The organism is Pseudomonas sp. NPDC090201 (assembly GCF_044746825.1).
Taxonomy (GTDB): domain Bacteria; phylum Pseudomonadota; class Gammaproteobacteria; order Pseudomonadales; family Pseudomonadaceae; genus Aquipseudomonas; species Aquipseudomonas putida_AD.
This window is the reverse complement of record NZ_JBIVCX010000003.1, coordinates 88,517-109,138: the sequence shown is the minus strand read 5'-3', so window position 1 is coordinate 109,138 and position 20,622 is coordinate 88,517. Positions and strand designations below refer to the sequence as shown.

15 protein-coding genes are annotated in these 20,622 nt (G+C 61.9%); 9 read left to right on the top strand and 6 right to left on the bottom strand.

Going from position 1 to position 20,622, the window contains the following annotated elements; translation table 11 throughout:
• The first annotated feature begins 63 nt into the window (after nucleotides 1–63).
• The 4 genes from ACIPOO_RS10615 (at nucleotide 64) to ACIPOO_RS10600 (ending at nucleotide 5,743) form a co-directional block, all read left to right on the top strand.
• Nucleotides 64–1,671: a carboxyl transferase domain-containing protein gene (locus ACIPOO_RS10615; protein WP_400606539.1), complete on the top strand. Its 1,608-nt coding sequence runs from the start codon at nucleotides 64–66 to the stop codon at nucleotides 1,669–1,671.
• 14 nt (nucleotides 1,672–1,685) lie between these two features.
• The gene (locus tag ACIPOO_RS10610; RefSeq protein ID WP_400606536.1) at nucleotides 1,686–2,504 is read left to right on the top strand and encodes a gamma-carboxygeranoyl-CoA hydratase; all 819 of its coding nucleotides are present in this window, start codon (nucleotides 1,686–1,688) and stop codon (nucleotides 2,502–2,504) included.
• Entirely contained in the window at nucleotides 2,501–4,462 is a 1,962-nt protein-coding gene (locus ACIPOO_RS10605; RefSeq protein ID WP_400606534.1) for an acetyl-CoA carboxylase biotin carboxylase subunit, read from the top strand. The genes ACIPOO_RS10610 and ACIPOO_RS10605 overlap by 4 nt, the downstream gene beginning before the upstream one ends.
• Nucleotides 4,463–4,693: 231 nt before the next feature.
• Nucleotides 4,694–5,743, top strand: a complete 1,050-nt coding sequence (locus ACIPOO_RS10600; RefSeq protein WP_400606531.1) for a hypothetical protein — start codon at nucleotides 4,694–4,696, stop codon at nucleotides 5,741–5,743.
• 105 nt (nucleotides 5,744–5,848) lie between these two features.
• Here the strand turns inward: ACIPOO_RS10600 and ACIPOO_RS10595 are convergent, their stop codons facing one another.
• Nucleotides 5,849–9,334 carry an indolepyruvate ferredoxin oxidoreductase family protein gene (locus tag ACIPOO_RS10595; RefSeq protein WP_400606529.1) on the bottom strand — a complete coding sequence of 1,162 codons (3,486 nt, stop codon included), beginning with the start codon at nucleotides 9,332–9,334 and terminating at the stop codon, nucleotides 5,849–5,851.
• Nucleotides 9,335–9,556: 222 nt separating this feature from the next.
• Between ACIPOO_RS10595 and ACIPOO_RS10590 the strand changes: the two genes are divergently transcribed.
• The 3 genes from ACIPOO_RS10590 to ACIPOO_RS10580 all read left to right on the top strand — a co-directional run bounded on the left by ACIPOO_RS10590 (nucleotide 9,557) and on the right by ACIPOO_RS10580 (nucleotide 12,364).
• Entirely contained in the window at nucleotides 9,557–10,024 is a 468-nt protein-coding gene (locus tag ACIPOO_RS10590; protein ID WP_400606527.1) for an Lrp/AsnC family transcriptional regulator, read from the top strand.
• A 514-nt stretch (nucleotides 10,025–10,538) separates the two neighbouring features.
• Entirely contained in the window at nucleotides 10,539–11,069 is a 531-nt protein-coding gene (locus tag ACIPOO_RS10585) for a sigma factor-like helix-turn-helix DNA-binding protein (RefSeq protein ID WP_400606524.1), read from the top strand.
• A gap of 155 nt (nucleotides 11,070–11,224) precedes the next feature.
• Entirely contained in the window at nucleotides 11,225–12,364 is a 1,140-nt protein-coding gene (locus tag ACIPOO_RS10580; protein ID WP_400607699.1) for a M14-type cytosolic carboxypeptidase, read from the top strand.
• 102 nt (nucleotides 12,365–12,466) lie between these two features.
• Here ACIPOO_RS10580 and ACIPOO_RS10575 read toward each other — a convergent pair whose 3' ends face one another.
• Both ACIPOO_RS10575 and ACIPOO_RS10570 read right to left on the bottom strand, forming a co-directional pair.
• On the bottom strand, nucleotides 12,467–13,012 hold the full coding sequence (locus ACIPOO_RS10575) for a cytochrome b (protein ID WP_400606522.1): 546 nt from the start codon (nucleotides 13,010–13,012) through the stop codon (nucleotides 12,467–12,469).
• Nucleotides 13,009–14,094, bottom strand: a complete 1,086-nt coding sequence (locus tag ACIPOO_RS10570) for a catalase family peroxidase (RefSeq protein ID WP_400606519.1) — start codon at nucleotides 14,092–14,094, stop codon at nucleotides 13,009–13,011. Before ACIPOO_RS10570 ends, ACIPOO_RS10575 begins: the two co-directional genes overlap by 4 nt.
• A gap of 192 nt (nucleotides 14,095–14,286) precedes the next feature.
• Here ACIPOO_RS10570 and ACIPOO_RS10565 point away from each other — a divergent pair, with 192 nt between their 5' ends.
• On the top strand, nucleotides 14,287–14,802 hold the full coding sequence (locus ACIPOO_RS10565; protein ID WP_274133496.1) for an RNA polymerase sigma factor: 516 nt from the start codon (nucleotides 14,287–14,289) through the stop codon (nucleotides 14,800–14,802).
• The gene (locus tag ACIPOO_RS10560) at nucleotides 14,799–15,557 is read left to right on the top strand and encodes an anti-sigma factor family protein (protein WP_400606517.1); all 759 of its coding nucleotides are present in this window, start codon (nucleotides 14,799–14,801) and stop codon (nucleotides 15,555–15,557) included. Before ACIPOO_RS10565 ends, ACIPOO_RS10560 begins: the two co-directional genes overlap by 4 nt.
• 189 nt (nucleotides 15,558–15,746) lie before the next feature.
• Here ACIPOO_RS10560 and ACIPOO_RS10555 read toward each other — a convergent pair whose 3' ends face one another.
• The 3 genes from ACIPOO_RS10555 to ACIPOO_RS10545 form a co-directional block, all read right to left on the bottom strand.
• The gene (locus ACIPOO_RS10555) at nucleotides 15,747–17,345 is read right to left on the bottom strand and encodes a lactate dehydrogenase (protein ID WP_400606514.1); all 1,599 of its coding nucleotides are present in this window, start codon (nucleotides 17,343–17,345) and stop codon (nucleotides 15,747–15,749) included.
• A gap of 85 nt (nucleotides 17,346–17,430) precedes the next feature.
• Nucleotides 17,431–19,344 (bottom strand): propionyl-CoA synthetase, encoded by a 1,914-nt coding sequence (locus ACIPOO_RS10550; protein ID WP_400606512.1) that lies wholly within the window; start codon nucleotides 19,342–19,344, stop codon nucleotides 17,431–17,433.
• A 71-nt stretch (nucleotides 19,345–19,415) separates the two neighbouring features.
• Nucleotides 19,416–20,567, bottom strand: a complete 1,152-nt coding sequence (locus tag ACIPOO_RS10545) for an MFS transporter (protein ID WP_274133492.1) — start codon at nucleotides 20,565–20,567, stop codon at nucleotides 19,416–19,418.
• Nucleotides 20,568–20,622: the final 55 nt, after the last annotated feature.

The following is a 20,622-nucleotide window of genomic DNA, read 5'->3' as shown; positions in this document are numbered from 1 at the left end:
AGCAACAGCGGTCTGCGCGGGTCGCAACTTCGGATTCCAGGCCTTGGTCGGAGTAACACTCAGGTGACAATTCTAAAGACACATCTCAATCCGCGGTCTGCGGATTTCCAGGTCAACGAGCAGGCGTTGCGCAGTCAAACCGATGACCTGCACACCCTGCTTGCCCGCATCCATGAAGGCGGCGGCGCAAAGGCTCAGGAACGCCATACTTCGCGAGGCAAACTGTTGCCTCGCGAGCGCATCAACCGCCTCCTCGACACCGGCTCGCCCTTCCTTGAGATCAGTCAGCTGGCTGCCTACGAGGTCTACGGCGAAGACGTTCCCGCTGCCGGGGTGATCGCCGGAATTGGCCGGGTCGAAGGCGTCGAATGCATGATCATCGCCAACGACGCGACGGTCAAAGGCGGCACCTATTACCCGCTGACGGTGAAAAAACACTTGCGTGCCCAGACCATCGCCCAGCAGAACCGCCTGCCGTGCATTTATCTGGTGGATTCGGGTGGCGCCAACCTGCCCCGGCAGGACGAAGTGTTTCCGGACCGCGAGCACTTCGGACGTATCTTCTTCAATCAGGCCAACATGAGCGCCCAGGGCATCCCGCAGATTGCCGTGGTCATGGGTTCCTGTACTGCAGGCGGCGCTTATGTGCCGGCCATGGCCGACGAAGCGATCATGGTGCGCCAGCAAGCGACGATTTTTCTCGCAGGGCCGCCATTGGTGAAAGCCGCCACGGGCGAAGTGGTCAGCGCCGAGGACCTGGGTGGTGCCGACGTGCACTGCAGGATTTCCGGTGTGGCCGACCACTATGCGGACAGCGACGAACATGCGCTGGAACTGGCACGGCGTAGCGTCGCCAACCTCAACTGGCGCAAGCTGGGTCAGTTGCAACTGCGCACGCCGGTCTCGCCGTTGTACGCCAGCGATGAGCTGTATGGCGTGATTTCGGCCGACCCGAAACAGCCGTTCGATGTGCGTGAAGTGATCGCACGACTGGTGGACGGCTCGGTGTTCGACGAATTCAAGGCGCTGTTCGGCACCACCCTGGTCTGCGGTTTCGCTCATTTGCACGGCTATCCGGTGGCGATTCTCGCCAATAACGGGATCCTGTTCGCCGAAGCCGCACAGAAAGGCGCGCATTTCATCGAGCTGGCCTGCCAGCGCGGCATTCCACTGATCTTTCTGCAGAACATCACCGGCTTCATGGTCGGCCAGAAGTACGAAGCTGGCGGCATCGCCAAGCATGGTGCCAAGCTGGTCACTGCGGTGGCCTGCGCCAATGTACCCAAGTTCACGGTCATCATCGGCGGCAGCTTTGGCGCCGGTAACTACGGCATGTGCGGCCGCGCCTATGACCCGCGCTTCCTGTGGATGTGGCCCAACGCCCGAATCGGCGTGATGGGCGGTGAACAGGCGGCGGGCGTACTGGCCCAGGTCAAGCGCGAACAGGCCGAACGCAGCGGCCAGCCCTTCAGTCCCGAGCAGGAGGCCGAGATCAAGCGGCCGATCCTTGAACAGTACGAGCACCAGGGCCACCCCTACTACTCCAGTGCCCGCCTATGGGATGACGGCGTGATCGACCCGGCCCAGACCCGCGACATTCTAGCGCTGGCGATCAGCGCCTCGCTGAACGCCCCCATCGAACCGACGCGCTTCGGCGTGTTCCGCATGTGACCGCAGGACTGCCCATGACTGACTTCGACACGCTGGAACTCGAACGCGACCCTCGCGGTTTCATCACCCTGTGGCTCAATCGCCCGGAAAAGAACAACGCTTTCAACGCACAGATGATCCGCGAACTGATCATTGCCCTTGACCGCATTCAAAGTGACAGCAGCCTGCGCTTTCTGTTGCTGCGTGCCCGGGGCCGTCATTTCAGCGCCGGTGCGGACCTGGCCTGGATGCAGGAATCGGTCAATCTGGACTACAACACCAACCTTGGGGACGCCAAGGAACTGGGCGAGCTGATGTACAACCTCGCCAAGCTCAAGCTGCCCTCGCTGGCGGTGGTACAGGGCGCCGCCTACGGTGGTGCGCTGGGCCTTATCAGTTGCTGCGACATGGCCATCGGCGCCAGTGACGCACAGTTCTGCCTGTCGGAGGTCAAGATTGGCCTGGCCCCGGCGGTCATCAGCCCCTTCGTCATCCAGGCCATCGGCGAGCGCCATGCGCGGCGTTACGCGCTGACGGCAGAACGTTTCGATGGCCTTCGGGCCAGGGAGATCGGCTTGCTGGCCGAGGCTTATCCGGCCGATCAGCTGGAATCCCAGGTCACGAGCTGGGTCGACAACCTGCTGCTCAATAGCCCCCAGGCCATGCGCGTCAGCAAGGATTTGCTGCGCGAAGTCGGCCACGGCGAACTGTCCCCTTCCCTGCGCCGCTTCTGCGAAAACGCCATCGCCCGCATTCGCGTCAGCAGCGAGGGCCAGGAAGGCCTGCGCGCCTTTCTGCAAAAGCGCGAGCCTGCCTGGCGCATCGATAACACCAATGGAGAGCCACGTTCATGAGCGGCCCGAAGAACGCTGTCTTGACGTCCGTGATGATCGCCAACCGCGGCGAAATCGCCTGCCGCGTCATGCGCACCGCAAAAGCCATGGGCCTGACCACGGTGGCGGTGCACAGCGCGACCGACCGCAACGCCCGGCACGTGCGCGAGGCTGACATCGCAGTGGACCTGGGCGGCAGCAAGGCGGCCGACAGCTACCTGCAGATCGACAAACTCATCGCCGCCGCCAAAAGCAGCGGCGCCCAGGGGATTCATCCCGGCTACGGCTTCCTGTCCGAAAACGCAGGCTTTGCCCGCGCAGTGGAACAGGCCGGGCTGATCTTCCTCGGCCCGCCCGCCTCGGCCATCGATGCGATGGGCAGCAAGTCGGCAGCCAAAGCCCTGATGGAGACGGCCGGCGTGCCCCTGGTGCCCGGCTATCACGGCGAGGCCCAGGACCCTGCGACCTTCCGCGAGGCGGCGGCGCGCATCGGCTACCCGGTGCTGCTCAAGGCCACGGCGGGTGGCGGCGGCAAAGGCATGAAAGTCGTGGAACGCGACGAGGACCTGGCCGACGCACTGGCATCGGCCCAGCGCGAGGCACTCTCGTCATTTGGCGACTCGCGGATGCTGGTCGAGAAATACGTGCTCAAGCCCCGTCATGTCGAGATTCAGGTATTCGCCGACCAACATGGCAACTGCCTGTACCTCAATGAGCGCGACTGCTCCATTCAACGCCGCCACCAGAAAGTCGTCGAAGAAGCCCCCGCCCCCGGCTTGAGCCCGGAACTGCGCCAGGCCATGGGCGAGGCCGCTGTGCGGGCGGCCCAGGCCATCGGCTATGTCGGCGCCGGTACGGTGGAGTTTCTGCTGGACGCGCGCGGCGAGTTCTTCTTCATGGAGATGAACACCCGGCTGCAGGTCGAGCACCCCGTGACCGAAGCCATCACCCGCTTGGACCTGGTGGCCTGGCAGATCCGCGTGGCTCAGGGTGAGCCGCTGCCGATCACCCAGGAGCAGGTGCCGCTGCGCGGCCACGCCATTGAGGTGCGGCTCTACGCTGAAGACCCGGCCAACGAGTTTCTGCCAGCCACCGGCCGGCTCGAGATTTATCGCGAGTCAGCCAAAGGCCCCGGGCGCCGAGTGGACAGCGGCGTCAGTGAAGGCGATGAAATTTCGCCGTTCTACGACCCGATGCTCGGCAAGCTGATCGCCTGGGGCGAAGACCGCGAACAGGCCCGCCTGCGCCTGCTATCCATGCTGGACGAATTCGCCATTGCCGGCGTACGCACCAACCTTGCGTTCCTGCGGCGAATCATTGCCCATCCGGCCTTTGCCGAGGCCGAACTGGACACCGGATTTATCCCGCGCTACCAGAGCGAGCTTCTGCCCCCTGCCCAAGTGCTTGGCGACGAGTTCTGGCACGTGGCCGCCCAGGCCTTTCATCTGAGCAGCGCCGCAGTGGAACGCACTGATGACCTGCACTCGCCCTGGTCCACCGGAAGCGGGCTGCGCATGGGCTTGCCGAACGAGGTGGATCTGCACCTGAGTTGCGGACAGGACAGCCGCACGGTCAAGCTGCGCGCTCAGGAGACCCATGGGGTTCGCCTGAGCGGTGATCAAATCAGCATCAGACATGACGGACTGTCCCGCCAGACCACGGCAATCCGTCGCAGCGATACGCTGTACCTGCGCTGGGATGGCGAGATGCACGCCATCCACCGTTTCGACCCGATTGCCGAGGCCGACGCCAGCCATACCGAGCAAGGCGGTCTCAGTGCGCCCATGAATGGCAGCATTGTCCGGGTGTTGGTGGCGGTTGGCGAACAGGTCGAGGCAGGCACGCCTCTGGTGGTGCTCGAAGCGATGAAAATGGAGCACAGCGTTCGTGCCAATCGCACTGGCGTGGTCTCAGCGCTGTATTGCGCCGAAGGCGAGATGGTTAGCGAGGGCACTGTGTTGATTTCCATTGAGGACTGAATAACTTCAGCAGTCGGAACGGCGACCCGTTGATCCGCTCAGGGTCGCCGTGCTCATACATGGTTGCCACTTAATCAAGCCGAACTCACAATCCGCAATACTATCCCGCCTGATTAACACTCTTTATAGTCGACACGCACCTAAAAGTGTATTTAACTCCCCTGTGTCTGACGCACCCCGTCATTCATCACTTTAAAAGCGAACCTATTGTCACGACATGGAGTCAATGACATGAACACAATGGAACTACTTGCCGAACAACTTGACATCGCACCCGGCGACCTTGACGATTCAGGTCAACATGTCCCTTACCAGGAACCTGTATTCGAGCCCGTTTACACCCAAGAAGAGCTGGCACTACCTCATCCACCACTGGACTCGCTTGTTACATCCCCTGAGCAAGTTGAGACGTCAACAGACGACACCGGCGCAGAGCTTGCCAGCATCGCTCCCCCCAACAATGCCCACCGAGCCAGTTGGATGGGAACCTACCGGACTGTCGCGAACTTGAAGATCGAAAACATGATTCTTCCTGGCACGCACAACTCTGGTTGCGACAAACAAGCGCCCAGCTCCCCAAGTTCGGAAACCTGCCAGGACTACTCTCCCCACGTGCAGCTGCAATACGGGATTCGCGCTCTAGACTTGCGGGTTCAGTTCTATTCCGGCTATACCAAGGGAGATCCGCGACGCTTCAGCATCTTCCACATGACCAGTAATGGTCGTACTGTACAGGGAGATATCATCGGTGCAGTCAACAACTTGCATCGGGAGCATGCGAGAGAAATAGTCATACTTGATTTTCATGAATTCAAGAATTTTACTACGGCTGCGCATCAGGAACTGGGAGCCATTATCAAGGCGGCATTCGGTTCGAGACTGATTGATCCGTCTGACAAAGACCTGCTGGCTCACCAACTCTGGAGCCGAAATAAAAACACTGTTATCGCGTACAAGTCGTCAGATCGTGACCGGTCATTCTGGCCCGGTGTCAATCAACGCTGGATTGGTGAAAATACCCCCAGCAATGACAAGCTGCGGGACTTTGTTCGCAATGTCGGTAACGAAACCAAACCCGCTGGAGAACTTCGCGCGGTTCAGGCAGCAAAATACTCAATGCCATTTTTTGTCCCAAAAGACATTACCAAAGAAACCATGACCTGGTTCGCGGCCGGTGATGTCAACCACCCCATCATGAAGCATTACATTATCAACACTGATTGGTCCCTGCGTAACCGCCTGGTGGACAACTGCATCTACGCCAATCAATTCAGAAAGTAATGAGCCTTGCAGCCTGTTGACCGAACAAGACGCTCTCCTTCTCAGGCTGACTAACATCTACGTACATATAAGGGCACGCAGGAACATCCCTGCGTGCCCTTTCACTTACGCCGCTACTTCATACAACTTCGGCATAGCCACCTCCCCGCTGACCAGGCTCTGACGAAGGCGGATTGCCTGCAACGCAGCAGCCTTCATCGCGCTTTCCTTGACGTGGCCATAGCCGCGAATCCGCTCAGGCAGACGCGCAAGACTCAACGCCGTATGACGATTACCCGCATTCAGATGCTGGAGAATCAGTTCGACATCACCCACGTAGCTGTCGATCAGTTCGCGCTCCTGACGCCGCTCCAGGCTACGACCAAACGGGTCGAACGCTGTGCCACGCAGGAATTTGAACCTGGCCAGCACGTCGAATGCCTTCACCATCCAGGGGCCGAAGCTGCGCTTGCGCGGTGCGCCGTTGTTCGGGTCGCGCTTGGCCAGCCACGAAGGCGCCAGATGGAATTCCAGTCGGTAGTCGCCTTCAAACTGCGCCTGCAATTGGCGGGTGAACTCGCCGTTGCTGTACAGACGTGCGACTTCGTACTCGTCCTTGTAGGCCAACACCTTGAAGTAGTTGAACGCCACCGCTTCGGTCAGCGCCGGTTGCTCGCCGGGGAACAGTCGGCGTTCAGTCTCAAGCACCTTGTTGACCAACGCCAGGTAGCGTTTGCCGTAGGCCTGGTTCTGATACTCGCCAAGAATGTGCACGTTTTTCGCCAGGCGCTGTTCCAGGTTCAGTTCGAGCGGTTCCTGCTGGGCAATCGCCTGAGGATTGGCAGCCTTCTGCACCGCTGGCAGATCGAATGCCGCACGACGGCCCCAGAGGAAGGCCTGCTGGTTCAGGTTGACCGCCACGCCGTTGAGCTCGATGGCCTTTTCAATCGCCTTGGACGTCAGCGGAATCAGGCCCAACTGGTAGGCGTAGCCGAGCATGAACAGGTTACTGGCGATGCTGTCGCCCATCAGCTTGGTGGCCAGATCGGTCGCCTGGACGAAGTGCGTCTTGTCTGCGCCCACCGCCTCGCGAATCGTCTGCATCATGGCTTCGGCAGGGAATTCGGCGTCCGGGTTGCGGGTAAATTCCGCAGTTGGTGTCTGTTGACTGTTCACCACAGCGTAGGATTTATCGCTGTTGAGCTTGGCAATCGCATCGGGGCCTGCAGCCACCAGCAGATCGCAGCCCAGCAGCAAATGCGCTTCACCGGCGGCGATGCGCACGGCAAACAGATCTTCCTGACGCGCCGCGATGCGGATATGGCTCACCACCGGGCCGAACTTCTGGGCAAGGCCCGCCTGGTCCAGCACGCTGCAGCCCTTGCCTTCAAGGTTTGCCGCGTAGCCGAGCATGGCGCCCACGGTCGTCACGCCAGTGCCGCCCACGCCGGGCAGCAGGATGTTGAATGGATGATTCAGCCCGGGCAGCGTCGGTTCCGGCAGCGTCGCGAAGGCCTGGTTCTGGTCAGGGCGTTGCGGTTTGCGCAGTTTGCCGCCGTGTACCGTGACAAAGCTTGGGCAGAAGCCTTCGACGCAACTGAAGTCCTTGTTGCAGGCGCTCTGGTCGATCTCGCGCTTGCGTCCTTGGGCGGTTTCCTTGGGCAGAATCGACAGGCAACCGGATTTGCTGCCGCAGTCGCCGCAGCCTTCGCAGACTGCCGGGTTGATCACCGCACGTTTGTCCAGATCGACCATGGTCCCGCGTTTGCGCCGACGGCGTTTTTCGGTGGCGCAGGTCTGGTCGTAGATGATGACCGACGCGCCTTTGAACTCGCGCAGTTCGCGCTGCACGCTATCCAGGTCGCGACGATGGTGGAAGGTGGTAATCGGCGCAAACGCCTCGCGACTCGGGTATTTGTCAGGGTCGTCCGAGACCAGTGCGATGCGTTGCACGCCTTCGTTGAACACCTGGCGGCTCAGTTGATCGACCCGCAGGATGCCGTCGATGGGCTGGCCACCGGTCATGGCCACGGCGTCGTTGTAGAGAATCTTGTAAGTGATGTTGACCTTCGACGCCACGGCCGCGCGCAGGGCCAGGTGACCCGAATGGAAATAGGTGCCGTCGCCCAGGTTCTGGAACACGTGGGGCGTTTCGGTGAAAGGCGCCTGGCCGATCCAAGTCACGCCCTCGCCGCCCATCTGGGTGAAGGTATCGGTTTCCCGGTCCATCCAGATGGTCATGTAGTGGCAACCGATGCCCGCGAGCGCACGGCTGCCTTCGGGCACCTTGGTCGAGCTGTTGTGCGGACAACCGGAGCAGAAATGCGGCGTGCGCTGGGTCTTGAACAGCGGCGCGGCCAAGGCCTTTTCCTTGTCCTGCAGGAACTGCAGACGGGCTTCGATTTTCGGGCTGCTGTAGATCGGTGCCAGACGCTTGGCGATGACCCGGGCGATCATCGCCGGCGTCAGTTCGGCGAGGTTGGGCAACAACGAGCGGCCTTCTTCGTCGAACTCGCCAACCACCCGAGGGCGCTGATCCACCGGCCAGTTGTACAGCTGGCCCGTGAGCTGATCCTCGATCACGCTGCGTTTCTCTTCGACGACGAGGATTTCGTCCAGGCCTTCGGCGAAGTCGTGCACGGAGACCGGTTCCAGCGGCCAGCTCATGCCGACCTTGAGCACACGGATGCCGACGGAGGCGCAGAGTGTTTCGTCGATGCCGAGCTCTTCAAGGGCCTGGCGCACGTCCAGGTAGGACTTGCCGGTGGTGATGATGCCCAGACGCGGCGTGGGCGAGTCGATCACCACCTTGTTCAGGTTGTTGGCCCGGGCAAAGGCGCGGGCAGCGTAGATCTTGTAGGTGTTGAGGCGCGCTTCCTGGGCCAGGGGCGGGTCGGGCCAGCGAATGTGCAGGCCGCCTTCGGGGATTTCGAAGTCTTCGGGAATTTGTATCTGGATGCGCAGCGGATCGACTTCGACCACGGCGGAAGAGTCGACATTTTCGGCAATGGTTTTCATCGCCACCCAACATCCGCTGTAACGCGACAGTTCCCAGCCGATGATGCCGTAGTCGAGGATTTCCTGGACGTTGCTCGGGTTGAGCACCGGGATCATCGCGGCGATGAAAGCGTGTTCGCTCTGGTGGGCGATGGTCGAGGATTTGCAGCCGTGGTCATCGCCGGCGAGGATCAGCACTCCGCCATTTTCAGCGACGCCGGCCGAGTTGCCGTGCTTGAAGACGTCGCCGCAACGGTCGACGCCCGGGCCCTTGCCGTACCACAGCGCAAACACGCCGTCGTATTTGCCGTGAGGAAACAGGTTGACCTGCTGGCTGCCCCACACTGCCGTCGCGGCCAGTTCTTCGTTGACCCCGGGCTGGAAATGGATGGCGTTTTCTTGCAGGTAATCCTTGGCGTCCCACAGGCTCTTGTCGAGGTTGCCCAGTGGCGAGCCGCGATAACCGGAAATGAACCCGGCGGTGTTCAGGCCGCTCGCTTCATCGCGCTGCTTCTGCAGCATCGGCAGGCGGGTCAGGGCCTGGGTTCCGGTCAGGTACAGATTGCCGGTGGCGAGCCGGTACTTATCATCCAGACGAATATCAGCCAAAGACATTCAGGCACTCCTTTGTTTTTATTAGTGCGTTTTGAATGTGGCGAGCGGTGCTGGCGCGACCTTGTGAGCCGTGCGCGAACTGCCCGGATGCCGGGACGGTTGACCCGGCATTCACAGAGCCAATACTGCCTGTGGCGCGCAGGCTTTTTCTTTCTAAATTGGCCCGTATCTGCTCAAATCCTGCATGCCTGTTTCGTTTATAGAATAAAAAAGGGTCAATTCATGCAGGTCAAACTCAGCCCCATTGATCGTAATATCCTTCGCCTGCTGCAGCGCGACGCTGACCTGTCCGCCGCTGAAATCGCAGAGCGCGTGGAGTTGTCGCAATCGCCTTGCTGGCGGCGGATCAACCGCCTCCAGGAAGAAGGCGTGATCGAACGCAAGGTCGCCCTGCTCAACCCCGCGAAGCTGGGGCTAACCATGACGGTCTTTGTGGACGTCAAGCTGTCAGGCCACGGGCGGCGTTATCTGACGGAGTTCGAGCAGGCGATTACCGGGTTTCCCGAGGTGCTGGAGTGCTACACCATGGCCGGCGACATGGATTTCATGCTCAAGGTGGTGGTGCAGGACATTGCCAGCTACGAGCGCTTCCTGCGCGATCACCTGCTGCAGAGCCCGCACGTGCAAGAGGCGCATTCGAACATCGCGATGAGTGTGGTCAAGCGCACGACCGAGTTGCCGCTGGATTGAGCGCTTCATGGCGCAAACGGAGATTGTTCAGGGGATATCATGGGCACACGAAAAAATCTTTTCACCAGAATGCGAAAAAACATTTGACGTGCAAATGATAATGATTATTATTGAGCGCAACCAGTCGCGAGACTGGCTGGTAACCCAGAAGCCTTAGGTCGGCTTCCGGATTATCTCCTCATCAGGCTAATCACGGTTTTTGACCCGGCTTTTTGCCGGGTCTTTTTTTCGTGCCCTTCAAGGGTCTGGGTTCGGTCTGTTGCTGCGTCTTCAGGCTAATGAAGAGGGTTGGCTGGCATCTGCGGCCTGCTCGATGGCGCGCATGATAGCAAAAGAAAAATGAGCACTGAACCGTCCTCACGGTCAAAAACGACATATTTGGTAAAAAAGTCGAAAAAAGCGACACCGCTTACTTGAGAATGACTCTCATAAGCACTAACATCGATGCGCGTCACGGACGATGCCCCCACTCCTCCCTTCGGATGAACCACGGATGACAAGCGAGTGAAATGCCATGACTAATCCACTCACCCCTGCTCTTTCCTTGCCGACGCGCCAATCGGGCGTGCCTGTCAGCCCTGAAACCGAACTTTATCGTCGCCGCATCCAGAAACTGCCGCGCAAGACCCGGCAGGTCTTCCTGTTGAGCCGTCTGGACCAGATGCCCTACACCGATATCGCCCAGCTTATGGAAACCGATGTCGAATCCGTCGAGCGCTGCATGGTCCGCTTGCTCGATCAATGCGCTGACGAATCGGCAGATGCCGAGGCCGCCCGCCTGCAAGCCCGCCGCTGGTACGTGCATCTGCAAAGCCCGCTGGCCACCGCCAGCCAGCGTATCGAGTTTCGTCACTGGGTCGATGCCGACAGCCGTCACCTGAGTGCATTCCAGGATACCGAGCGCCTGTGGTGCAAGCTTCACGCGCCTGCAGCCGTGCTGGGTGCCAACGGCTGGCATCGCCGCAAGCGCCGGGTCTATATCGCCTGGCTGGTGCTGACGGCGTTCCTGTGCAGCCTGCTGGTGACCGCAGAAGCCTTCACCTGAACGTGACTCATTGACTGAACAATCTGTCGCGGCGCGAGACCCTGATCCGTGTAAAGTACCTGTCATATAACAGCCCAGCGTGGTCGTCCCGCCTCCCCGTGACCGCCACCCGATGGGCGTTGAGTTGGCATTAACGTATTCAGGATCTCCCCGTGATTCAGACCCCGCTTTCCGTGACCTGTGATTTTGACAGTGGCAACGTCGTGGTGCTCGACACCAGCAACCCGCAAAACGTGCAACTGGCCATTCGCCCTGATACACGCAGCGCGCACTTCCAGTGGTTCCATTTCAAAGTCGATGGCATGCAAGTCGGCCAGCCTCATGGGTTCAGCCTGACCAACGCCAGCGAGTCCAGCTACAACCGTGCCTGGACCGGCTACAACGCCGCCGCGTCCTATGACCAGAAAACCTGGTTCCGGGTGCCCAGCACGTTCGACGGCAAGGCCCTCAATTTCGCCCTTTCTCCCGAACAGCCGCAGATCTGGTTCGCCTATTTCGAACCCTACAGCCGCGAGCGTCATGACTGGCTGATCGACCAGGCGCTGAACAAGGCCGGCACTCAACTGCTCGCCACCGGCAAGAGCATCGAAGGCCGTGACATCCCCCTGTTGCGCAAGGGCGATGGCGCCGAAGGCAAGCGCAAGATCTGGATCATTGCCCAGCAGCATCCCGGCGAGCACATGGCCGAATGGTTCATGGAAGGCGTGATCGAGCGCCTGCAGGAAGATGACGAGCAATTGCAGGCGTTGCTGGCGTCCGCCGACCTGTACCTGGTGCCGCACATGAACCCGGACGGCTCCTTCCATGGCCACCTGCGCACCAATGCCCAGGGCAAGGACCTGAATCGCGCCTGGCAGGATTCGACCCCGGAAGTGAGCCCGGAGGTGTTTTTCGTCAAGGAGCAGATGGAAAAGTACGGCGTTGACATGTTTCTCGACGTACATGGCGACGAGGAAATTCCCTACGTGTTCACCGCTGCGTGCGAAGGCAATCCGGGGTACACCGACAAGCAGCGTGAACTGGAAGCCGATTTCCGCGCACGCCTGAGTGGCCGCACCCGGGATTTCCAGACCCGTTACGGCTACCCACGGGCCGAACCGGGCCAGGCCAACATGAACCTGGCCTGCAACAGTGTCGGCGAGCGCTACAAGTGCCTGGCCCTGACCTTGGAAATGCCGTTCAAGGACAACGACGACGCCCCGGACGTGCTTACCGGCTGGTCGGGCAAGCGCTCGAAACAACTGGCCAGGGACGTATTGGCGACCCTGGGCGAGATGGTGTCGTTCCTGCGCTGACGCTCGACCGCCCGTAGCAGTCCGGCTTGCCGGCGTCAGCGATTTCAAGGGGGCCGACGCCGGCAAGCCGGACTGCTACGGGGTTTGGTGTGGGTCTTGGGATCAGGTGCGTGGGCGGCCTTTGAGCATGCTGTCTAGCACCTCGTCGCGGCGGATCCAGCCGTGGAACAACGCCGCCCCCAGGTGCGCGAGGATGGTCAGGAAGAACAGGTACGCCAGGTATCGATGGGCCCCGCGCAAGAACGCAAATGTCTCGGCATGGGCGGCCACGATCGAAGGCAGCCGTATCGAGCTGCTCAGCATCACCGGATCCCCCGCCGCCGAAATCATCGCCCAACCTATCAGCGGCATCGCCAGCATCAGCGCATACAGCAGGTAGTGCGACAGCTTGGCCGCCAGCGCCTGCCAGGCCGGCAAGTCAGCGGGCAATGCTGGCGTCACGGTGCAAAAGCGCACGATCAGGCGCACGATGACCAACAGCAGAATCGCGATCCCCAAGGGTTTGTGCAGGCTCAACAGCCATTCATGCCGCTCTGATACCGAAGCCACCATCCCGGCGCCGATGAACAGCATCGCGATGACCATGATCGCCATCAGCCAGTGCAGAAGCCGAGCCAGCGGGGCGAAATGCGAAGTGGGCGTACTCATGGCTGTTTCTCCTGCACAGGCGGTTTTTCAAGCTGACCGACTTCAGAGGTTCGGCGCATGTAGGACGCGGCATAGGCCGCCGAGCGGGCTGCCAGCAACGGGTCGTCGGAGCCCTCGATGCCATTGGGCAGTACCAGCGGATCGTAGTTGATATCACGGCAGGCGCCGTCGAGTTGCGCACTGTCCCCCTCCACCACCAGGGTCCCGGCGTTCATCGTCTTGTGTTCGCCGGCCCAGGCCTTGGAGGCGTCACCGGTCGGGTCTGTCGGGTTGGCCAGGGTCAGCACCAGGTCCCAGCGCTGCGGCCCGCTGGCCAGTTTGTCGCTCAGATCCTGTTGCAGGTAATCCTTGGCATCTGGCGCGGGCGCGTCGCCCTTGGCGGCAGGCACCAGGCTCCAGCGAACGGCCTGGCGCTTACCCTGGGCATCGACCAGCACGAAGGCGTTGACGCTGTTGTAAGTCTCGGTCACGAAGCTGGCCGACGGCCTGGCGGTCTTGACCCAGGCCAGGAACGGCTGCGCCTCGGGATGCGCGGCAAAGAATGCCGGAGGCTTGGCCGGGTCCGGCTTGCCGGTTTTCGGGTCCGGTGCCGTGGCCTTCTGCAGGTCGACGAACGCCTGCACCGTGCCCACAGGGAACACCGGCATGCTGTTCATCCCGGTGCGCCACTGCTGACCGTCCGGCTGGGTGAATTGCACGGCGAAACTGCGGATCGGCGCTGCGCTGTCTGGCGAGTAAGGATTACCCGTGGGCAGGGCCAGCCGGCCAATTACCGGGGTTCGCCCGGCAGCGAACACCTGGGCCCTGGACAGCGTACTGGCCGCGCCGTTGCTTTCGAAATAACCAGCGACGCAAATGCCTTTGGGGTGGTTGCGGCGGTAGCCAGGGTGCACGCCGTTGTTGTGTTCGAACACATCGACCACTCGTGCAGGCGTCAGGCGCTGTGGGTCAAGGCTGCCGTTGACGTAGGCAAACGCCCCGGCTGCGATCACCAGGACCAGGCCGATACCGCCCAGGCGGGCGAGCTTCTCAGCGGTCGTCAACGGTGGTTTGCGAAGGTGTGGCGGTTCAGGCTCAATCATCGGTCACGCTCCGGGCCTCTGGCCTCTACGAATGACATGGGCGAATACGGTTCACAAGGTGTGACGCGGCGCCGGCGCAGTTATTCCAGCCATCGATTTTTATTTTTTGCGGGCAGGAATAATCTTGACGCTGCGGCGTCTTCCCTTGCATACGATCCGAAGCGGTCGAGCCCATCGACCTGGAAACCCTCCATGAATGATGTCGACGATCAACTACGCGAACTGCTGCCGCGCTTGCGCAGGTTCGCGGTTTCGCTGACCCGCGATTACAGCAGCGCCGACGATTTGGTGCAGGCCAGCCTGGAAAAGGCGCTATCAGCCTGGCCCGGCCGCCGCCCGGAAGGCGACCTGCGGGCCTGGCTGTTTTCGATTCTCTACCGACAGTTCGTGGACAATCACCGCCGTTCGCGACGTTATAGTCGCATGCTGGAGCTGTTTACCGGCGCCAGCGGCGAGGATCAACACGAACCCTCGGTGGAGCGGACCGTCGTCGCCCGGACCACCCTGCAGGCCTTCGAACGCCTGAACCCCGAACAACGCGCCCTGCTGCTCTGGGTGTCGGTCGAGGGCCTGAGCTACAAGGAAGTCGCCGGGATTCTTGAGGTCCCCGTGGGCACCGTCATGTCGCGTCTGTCTCGCGCACGTCAGGCACTGCGCCAGCTCAGCGAAGGCGAAATCACCACCCCTGCTTTGCGGATACTCAAATGATGACCTTGCCCCCCAGTGAACGAGACTTGCACGCCTACATCGACGGCAAGCTCGACGACGCCGACCGGCAAACCATGGACACCTGGCTTGCGGCCAATCCCGAGATCGCAAAACAGGTGCTGGCCTGGCAACTGGATGCGCAGAACCTGCGGGCCGGCCTGAGTGGTGACCTGCATCGGCCTGCCAATCCTGAGCTGGATCCGGCATTCATCCGTCAACGCATGCGCCGAAATCGCAGCCGGCATTTCGCCAGTGCCGCGCTGTTGCTGATCGCGGTGTCCATTGGCGGCCTGGCCGGCTGGCAGGCACGGGACATGACGCTGGCCAATTCCGTGCTGCCCATGGCCGATGCGGTGCAGGCCTACCGCATGTTCGCCGTCAACGACAACGTCGCCAGTGACTGGAACACCGGCAAGCCGAATAACGTGCAGGTCTGGTTGGACAAGAACTTCGCCCAGGCCAACCGTCTGCCGGATCTTGAATCGGCGGGCTTCAAGCCGGTGAGTGGGCGTCTGAGCAGCACCGAGCAAGGCGCTGCGGCGATGGTGGTATACAAGGACGCCCAGGGCCGCACGCTGAGCTTCTACATCCGTCCGCCCATCGAACAGCACCGCATGCTGCCCCGAGGTACGCGCCGTGACGGCGAGCTGCAGGCCGATTACTGGTCGGGGGGCGGTTACAATTATGCGATGGTCGGCCCGGCCGATGACCCGGCGGCGCAAGCGGCGCGACAGGCGTTGAAGCGGCCGATATGAGGGCGTCAAACCGATTGAACCACCCGTAGCAGTCCGGCTTGCCGGCGAGGCGGCCTTGAGATCGCCCCCGCGGGCAAGCCCGGCTGCTACGGGGATTGTGGGGTCAGCCACGTAGCAGTACGGCTTGCCGGCGGGGGCGGCCTCAAGATCGCCGACGCCGGCAAGCCGGACTGCTACGGACGGTGGGGCTTAGCCGTTCAACTTCTCGGGATCAGGCTGCAACAAGACCTTGTCCTGGATGCTGGCCAGGGTATCTTTCAACCGGGACGTACCGCGCCCAAGCTGTGCATCCTTGTCCTGCTGAATCGCCTGCTGCAATACATGCAGGAAGTTCTGGTTCTTCGAGGATTTGAGCGGTGTGGTGGTGTCCGATTCCAGATGCCCCATCACGTATCTGGAAATGCGCGTGGTCTGGCTGGCGGTCTGGGCCACCGAGGCATTGGTCAGCGCGCCCTTCTCGTAGCCGATGCTGGTCTTGCTGCTGGCCTGATCGTTGATCTGGTAATACAGATAGTTCTGCGAGGCGGGGTCCGTCGACAGGTCCAGCTTGTTCGCCCCCGGCAGCGGCTTGTGGTAACTGGCCACCAGCGAGGACTGCTGATCCTGCACGATGCTGCGGTTGAGCTGATCGCGGCCCTTGGACTGGGTGCTCTGGGACAGTTTGTAGGCGAAGGAGTCCAGCTCGCCGGGACGCGCCGGGTTGCCCTCCTTGCCCTTCTCGGTCACCGACGCACTGAAATCCCCAAGACCGGTGAGCAGGCCATGATCGGTTTGGGTCAGCTCGATGGAACTGACGGTCTGCGGCGTGGTGGCTGCGCGCGTGCCGGGGTAGTCGCTGTGCAATGTGGTGAAGGCATCCTGGAACATCGACAGTAATTGCGCATCGCCATCGCCGCGCTTGCGGGCCGCCTCGATCTGGCTGACGTAACCCTTGAGCGCCTTTTCCTGCTGGTTGGCGTCACCGATGATGGCGCTGTTCTTCAGGTCAACCGAGACGTCCAGATCCCCCGAGGCGCCACTCATGCGCACTGAACGGCCATCGGCGTCGGCATGCAGCTCCAGGGTCTGGATGCTTTTATCGTCAAGCTGGATGCGAGTTTTCAGGTCGACCGAAGAGAAAACGTTCGAATCGAACTTCGTCAACGCGTCCAGCTTCAGTTGCGGTGGTTTGGCCGTCAGGCCGTCGATGGCCGACTGGAACCCGTCGGACATCTTGCCCAGCGCTGCCTGCTCATCGGCGGTCAACTCGCCGCCGCTGACCTGCGCCTGCACCGCCAGCCCGTTGTCGGAGCTGGTCAGGGTCAGTTGCACCGTCTTGCCGCTGGCGGTCTTGAGGGTCAGGCTGATGCTGTTGTCGGCCGCGTTGCTGTGCAGTTTCGCCTGGGCGGCTGCCAGTTCGGCAGGTTCCAGTGCCTTGCCGGTGGATGAGCGGATCACCGATTGCGAGATGTTCTTGTTGGTCTCGGCCAGTTGCGCGAGCAAGGATGCGCCCAGGCCCTGAAAGCGGCTGGCGGCGCCTGAGCTGGCAAAGTTGCCGGTCATGTTCAGCGAGACCTTGTCCTGCTGGGTGTATTCCCAGGCGGGCGGCACGTCGGGATTGGCGATCAGGCCCCGCACCGTGTAGGTCTGGGCATCGGGCACGCGCGTGTTCTCACCCAGGGTCACGGTATCGGAGGTCGATGCACTGCTGACCGTCGTGGCGGCTGTGACACTGACCGCAGGCTCGTTGGCGGCTAGCTTGGCGACCACCTGGGGCTGGATCACCGAAACAGAAGAAATCGCTGACATGGCAGGTCCTTGCTCGAACAGAATGTTATTTTCCTGTCCGGTATGTCGGCACCTGCCACGGCAACTTGAGTCATTTGATGCAGACTCAGGCAAGACTGGCGGCGATCTCCTGCAGAATCGCCGGGTCGTCGATGGTCGCGGGGACGCTGTAATCCTCGCCATCAGCGATCTTGCGCAGCACCGCACGCAAGGTCTTGCCCGAGCGGGTCTTGGGCAGGCGCTTGACCACCACCACCCGGTTGAAGCACGCCAGCGCGCCGATACGCTCGCGCACCTGTGCCACCAGTTGCTGCCGTACCTCCGCGGCGTCCTGCTGCGTCCCGTCCTTGAGCACCACCAGCGCCAGCGGCACCTGGCCCTTGATCTCGTCGTGCACACCAATCACCGCACTTTCGGCGACGGCCGGATGCTGGCCGACCAGATCTTCCATCTCTCCGGTGGACAGCCGGTGGCCGGAGACGTTAATCACATCGTCGGTACGGCCCATGATGTACACCAGGCCATCAGCATCGACATAACCGCCATCGCCGGTGTTGTAGTAGCCCGGGAACGCTTGCAGGTAGGCCGACAGGTAACGGGCGTGATCGCCCCACAGGGTCTGGCTGCACCCCGGCGGCAACGGCAGCGCGATGACGATGGAACCCTGCTCGCCCGCAGGCAGCGGTTTGCCCTCTTCGTCCATGACCTGAACGGCGTAGCCCGGCACCGCACGATTGCTCGAACCGGGCCCGGCCACATGCCCTTCCAGGCCCAGGCAGGGCGCCGTCACCGGCCAGCCGGTTTCGGTCTGCCACCAGTGGTCGAGCACCGGTTTTCCGGTCAGGCGCTCCAGCCACTGGTGGGTGCTGGAATCCAGTTTTTCCCCGGCCAGAAACAGTTGTCGGATGGAACTCAGGTCGCGGCCCTTGAGCAGTTCACCCTGAGGATCTTCCTTGCGAATGGCACGCATGGCGGTCGGCGCGCAGAACAGCGCATTGACCCGGTACTGCTCGATGATTCGCCAATACGCGCCCGCATCCGGGGTACGCACTGGCTTGCCTTCGTAGAACACCGTGGTGCAGCCGGCCATCAGCGGTCCGTAGACGATCAGCGTATGCCCCACCACCCAGCCCACATCGGAAACACCCCACCAGACATCCCCCGCAGCCATGCCATAGACCTGATGCATGGTGTAGAGCATCGCCACCGCGTGCCCGCCGTTTTCCCGCACGATGCCCTTGGGTTTGCCCGTGGTGCCTGAGGTGTAGAGGATATACAGCGGGTCGGTGCTGGCCATCGGCACCGGATCGGCGGGCTTGGCCTCTTTCAACGCGGCCTGCCAGTCGAGGTCGCGACCCGGCAGCATTGTCGCCAGCGCTTGCGGGCGCTGCCACAACAGCACGTGTTCTGGCTGGTGCCTGGAAAGCTCCAGGGCCTTGTCCACCAGCGGCTTGTAGGCAATGACCCGGTCGAACTCCAGCCCGCAGGACGCCGTCAGCAACAGCCTGGGTTTCAGGTCATCGATGCGCAGCGCCAGCTCATGGGCCGCAAAGCCGCCAAAGACCACCGAATGCATCGCGCCAATGCGTGCGCAGGCCAGCATGGCCATCGCCGCCTGCGGCACCATGGGCATGTAGATGATGACGCCATCGCCCTTCTCGACACCCAGTTGACGCAACAGCCCCGCGAGCCCGGCGACTTCGGCGTGGAGTTGCCGGTAGGTATAGCTGGCATGCTGGCCGGTCACGGGTGAATCGTAGATCAGCGCCAGTTGCTCGCCGCGCCCCAGTTCGATCTGCCTGTCCAGCGCCAGATAGCAGCTGTTGAGCGAGCCGTCGGCGAACCAGCGATGGGTGCCATCGGGCACGGACTGCAAAATCTCTTGCGGCGCGCGATACCAGGCCACCTGCTGCGCCTGTTCGGCCCAATAGGCCGCAGGGTCCGTGATGGAACGGGAGTGATGCCGGTCGTAATGGGCTGCGTCAGGCGCGTGGCGCGGCGCGCCGTTCTGATGATTCATCCGTGGATCCCTGTGCTTGTTCTTGTAGAGAAAGAAGCTAGCAGAACCTCGAACGAATGCAGGGCCGGGCGCTAGGCCGTCCGTGGGCGCTCGGCCCGGCGCAGCAACAAGCCGCCCAGCGCCAGCAGCGCCAGTATCACCACCACCGAGCCGTAGACATTGGTGGTCACGATCAGCCCTTGAGTCTTGACCGCCAGCCCGGCGATCAGCGCGGGCACACAGAACGCCAGGTAGCTGAGCGCCAGAAAGGTCGACATCAGCCCTGCCCGTTCATGGGCGTGGGCCAGCGGCAGCAGCAGGCGAAGCGACCCGAGGAAACTGGCGCCGAAACCGATCCCGGCCACCACGGCGCCGGTGAAGAACAGCCAGAGCCAGCCCAGATTGACCGCCAGCAGCACTACTGCTACGCCTGCGGCGAGAAAACTGGTGCCGACCAGCAAGGCCAGGCGTGGTGCTTTCAAGCGCAGGTTCATGATCGAAACCGCGCCGCTGATGGTCAGCGCCGCCACCGCAAGCCCGCCGTTGACCACCGACACCGCCCCGGTGGCCGCCGCCAGCAGCGAAGGCGCCAGTGACAGGAAGAATCCGCCCAGCGCCCAGGCCGCGATGTCCGCCGGCAAGATCAGCAGCAAGGTGCTGCGTGCCTGGGGCGGAACGCGCATTGCAGGCTTCAGGGTTTTCAGCACGCCGGGCTGCGGCGTCACCGTTTCCGCCACGCGCCAGAGATACAGTGCCTGCCCGACGAAGGCTGCCAGCAGCAACCCATAGGCCAGCAGCATGGGCAACGGCGCATATTCCACCAGCACACTGGTGCCCAGCGCACCCACGGCCATGCCGAACATCGGCGTGATGCTGTTGACCAGCGGGCCCTGTGTCTGGTCGGTGTCCAGCATGGCTGCGGCCAAGGCGCTTGAAGCAATGCCGGTGGCGACACCTTGCACGACGCGGGCTGCGATCAGCCAGTTGACGTCACTGGCCAGGATAAACAGCCCCATCGAGGCGATTTCCAGCAACAGCGCCGCCAGAATCACCGGCCTGCGTCCCAGGTAGTCCGACAGCGAGCCGAACACCAGCAAAGTCGTCAGCAGGCTCAAGGCGTACACGGCGAACGCCAGCGTCAACAGCGCCGAGGAGAAGCCCCATGCCTGTTGATACACGTGATACAGCGGCGTCGGCGCACTGGACGCAGCGAAGAAACAGAGCATGACGAAGGCCAGATACATCAAGTGACCTTGTCGCGGGCTCCGACCATCGTTTGGCGGGTTCTGCAAAGAATCA

Excerpts from the sequence above, each read along its gene's own strand:
- ACIPOO_RS10610 (WP_400606536.1), top strand. The coding sequence starts at position 1,686 with ATGACTGACTTCGACACGCTGGAACTCGAACGCGACCCTCGCGGTTTC.
- ACIPOO_RS10605 (WP_400606534.1), top strand. The coding sequence starts at position 2,501 with ATGAGCGGCCCGAAGAACGCTGTCTTGACGTCCGTGATGATCGCCAAC.
- ACIPOO_RS10600 (WP_400606531.1), top strand. The coding sequence starts at position 4,694 with ATGAACACAATGGAACTACTTGCCGAACAACTTGACATCGCACCCGGC.
- ACIPOO_RS10595 (WP_400606529.1), bottom strand. The coding sequence starts at position 9,334 with ATGTCTTTGGCTGATATTCGTCTGGATGATAAGTACCGGCTCGCCACC.
- ACIPOO_RS10590 (WP_400606527.1), top strand. The coding sequence starts at position 9,557 with ATGCAGGTCAAACTCAGCCCCATTGATCGTAATATCCTTCGCCTGCTG.
- ACIPOO_RS10585 (WP_400606524.1), top strand. The coding sequence starts at position 10,539 with ATGACTAATCCACTCACCCCTGCTCTTTCCTTGCCGACGCGCCAATCG.
- ACIPOO_RS10575 (WP_400606522.1), bottom strand. The coding sequence starts at position 13,012 with ATGAGTACGCCCACTTCGCATTTCGCCCCGCTGGCTCGGCTTCTGCAC.
- ACIPOO_RS10570 (WP_400606519.1), bottom strand. The coding sequence starts at position 14,094 with ATGATTGAGCCTGAACCGCCACACCTTCGCAAACCACCGTTGACGACC.
- ACIPOO_RS10565 (WP_274133496.1), top strand. The coding sequence starts at position 14,287 with ATGAATGATGTCGACGATCAACTACGCGAACTGCTGCCGCGCTTGCGC.
- ACIPOO_RS10560 (WP_400606517.1), top strand. The coding sequence starts at position 14,799 with ATGATGACCTTGCCCCCCAGTGAACGAGACTTGCACGCCTACATCGAC.
- ACIPOO_RS10555 (WP_400606514.1), bottom strand. The coding sequence starts at position 17,345 with ATGTCAGCGATTTCTTCTGTTTCGGTGATCCAGCCCCAGGTGGTCGCC.
- ACIPOO_RS10550 (WP_400606512.1), bottom strand. The coding sequence starts at position 19,344 with ATGAATCATCAGAACGGCGCGCCGCGCCACGCGCCTGACGCAGCCCAT.
- ACIPOO_RS10545 (WP_274133492.1), bottom strand. The coding sequence starts at position 20,567 with ATGTATCTGGCCTTCGTCATGCTCTGTTTCTTCGCTGCGTCCAGTGCG.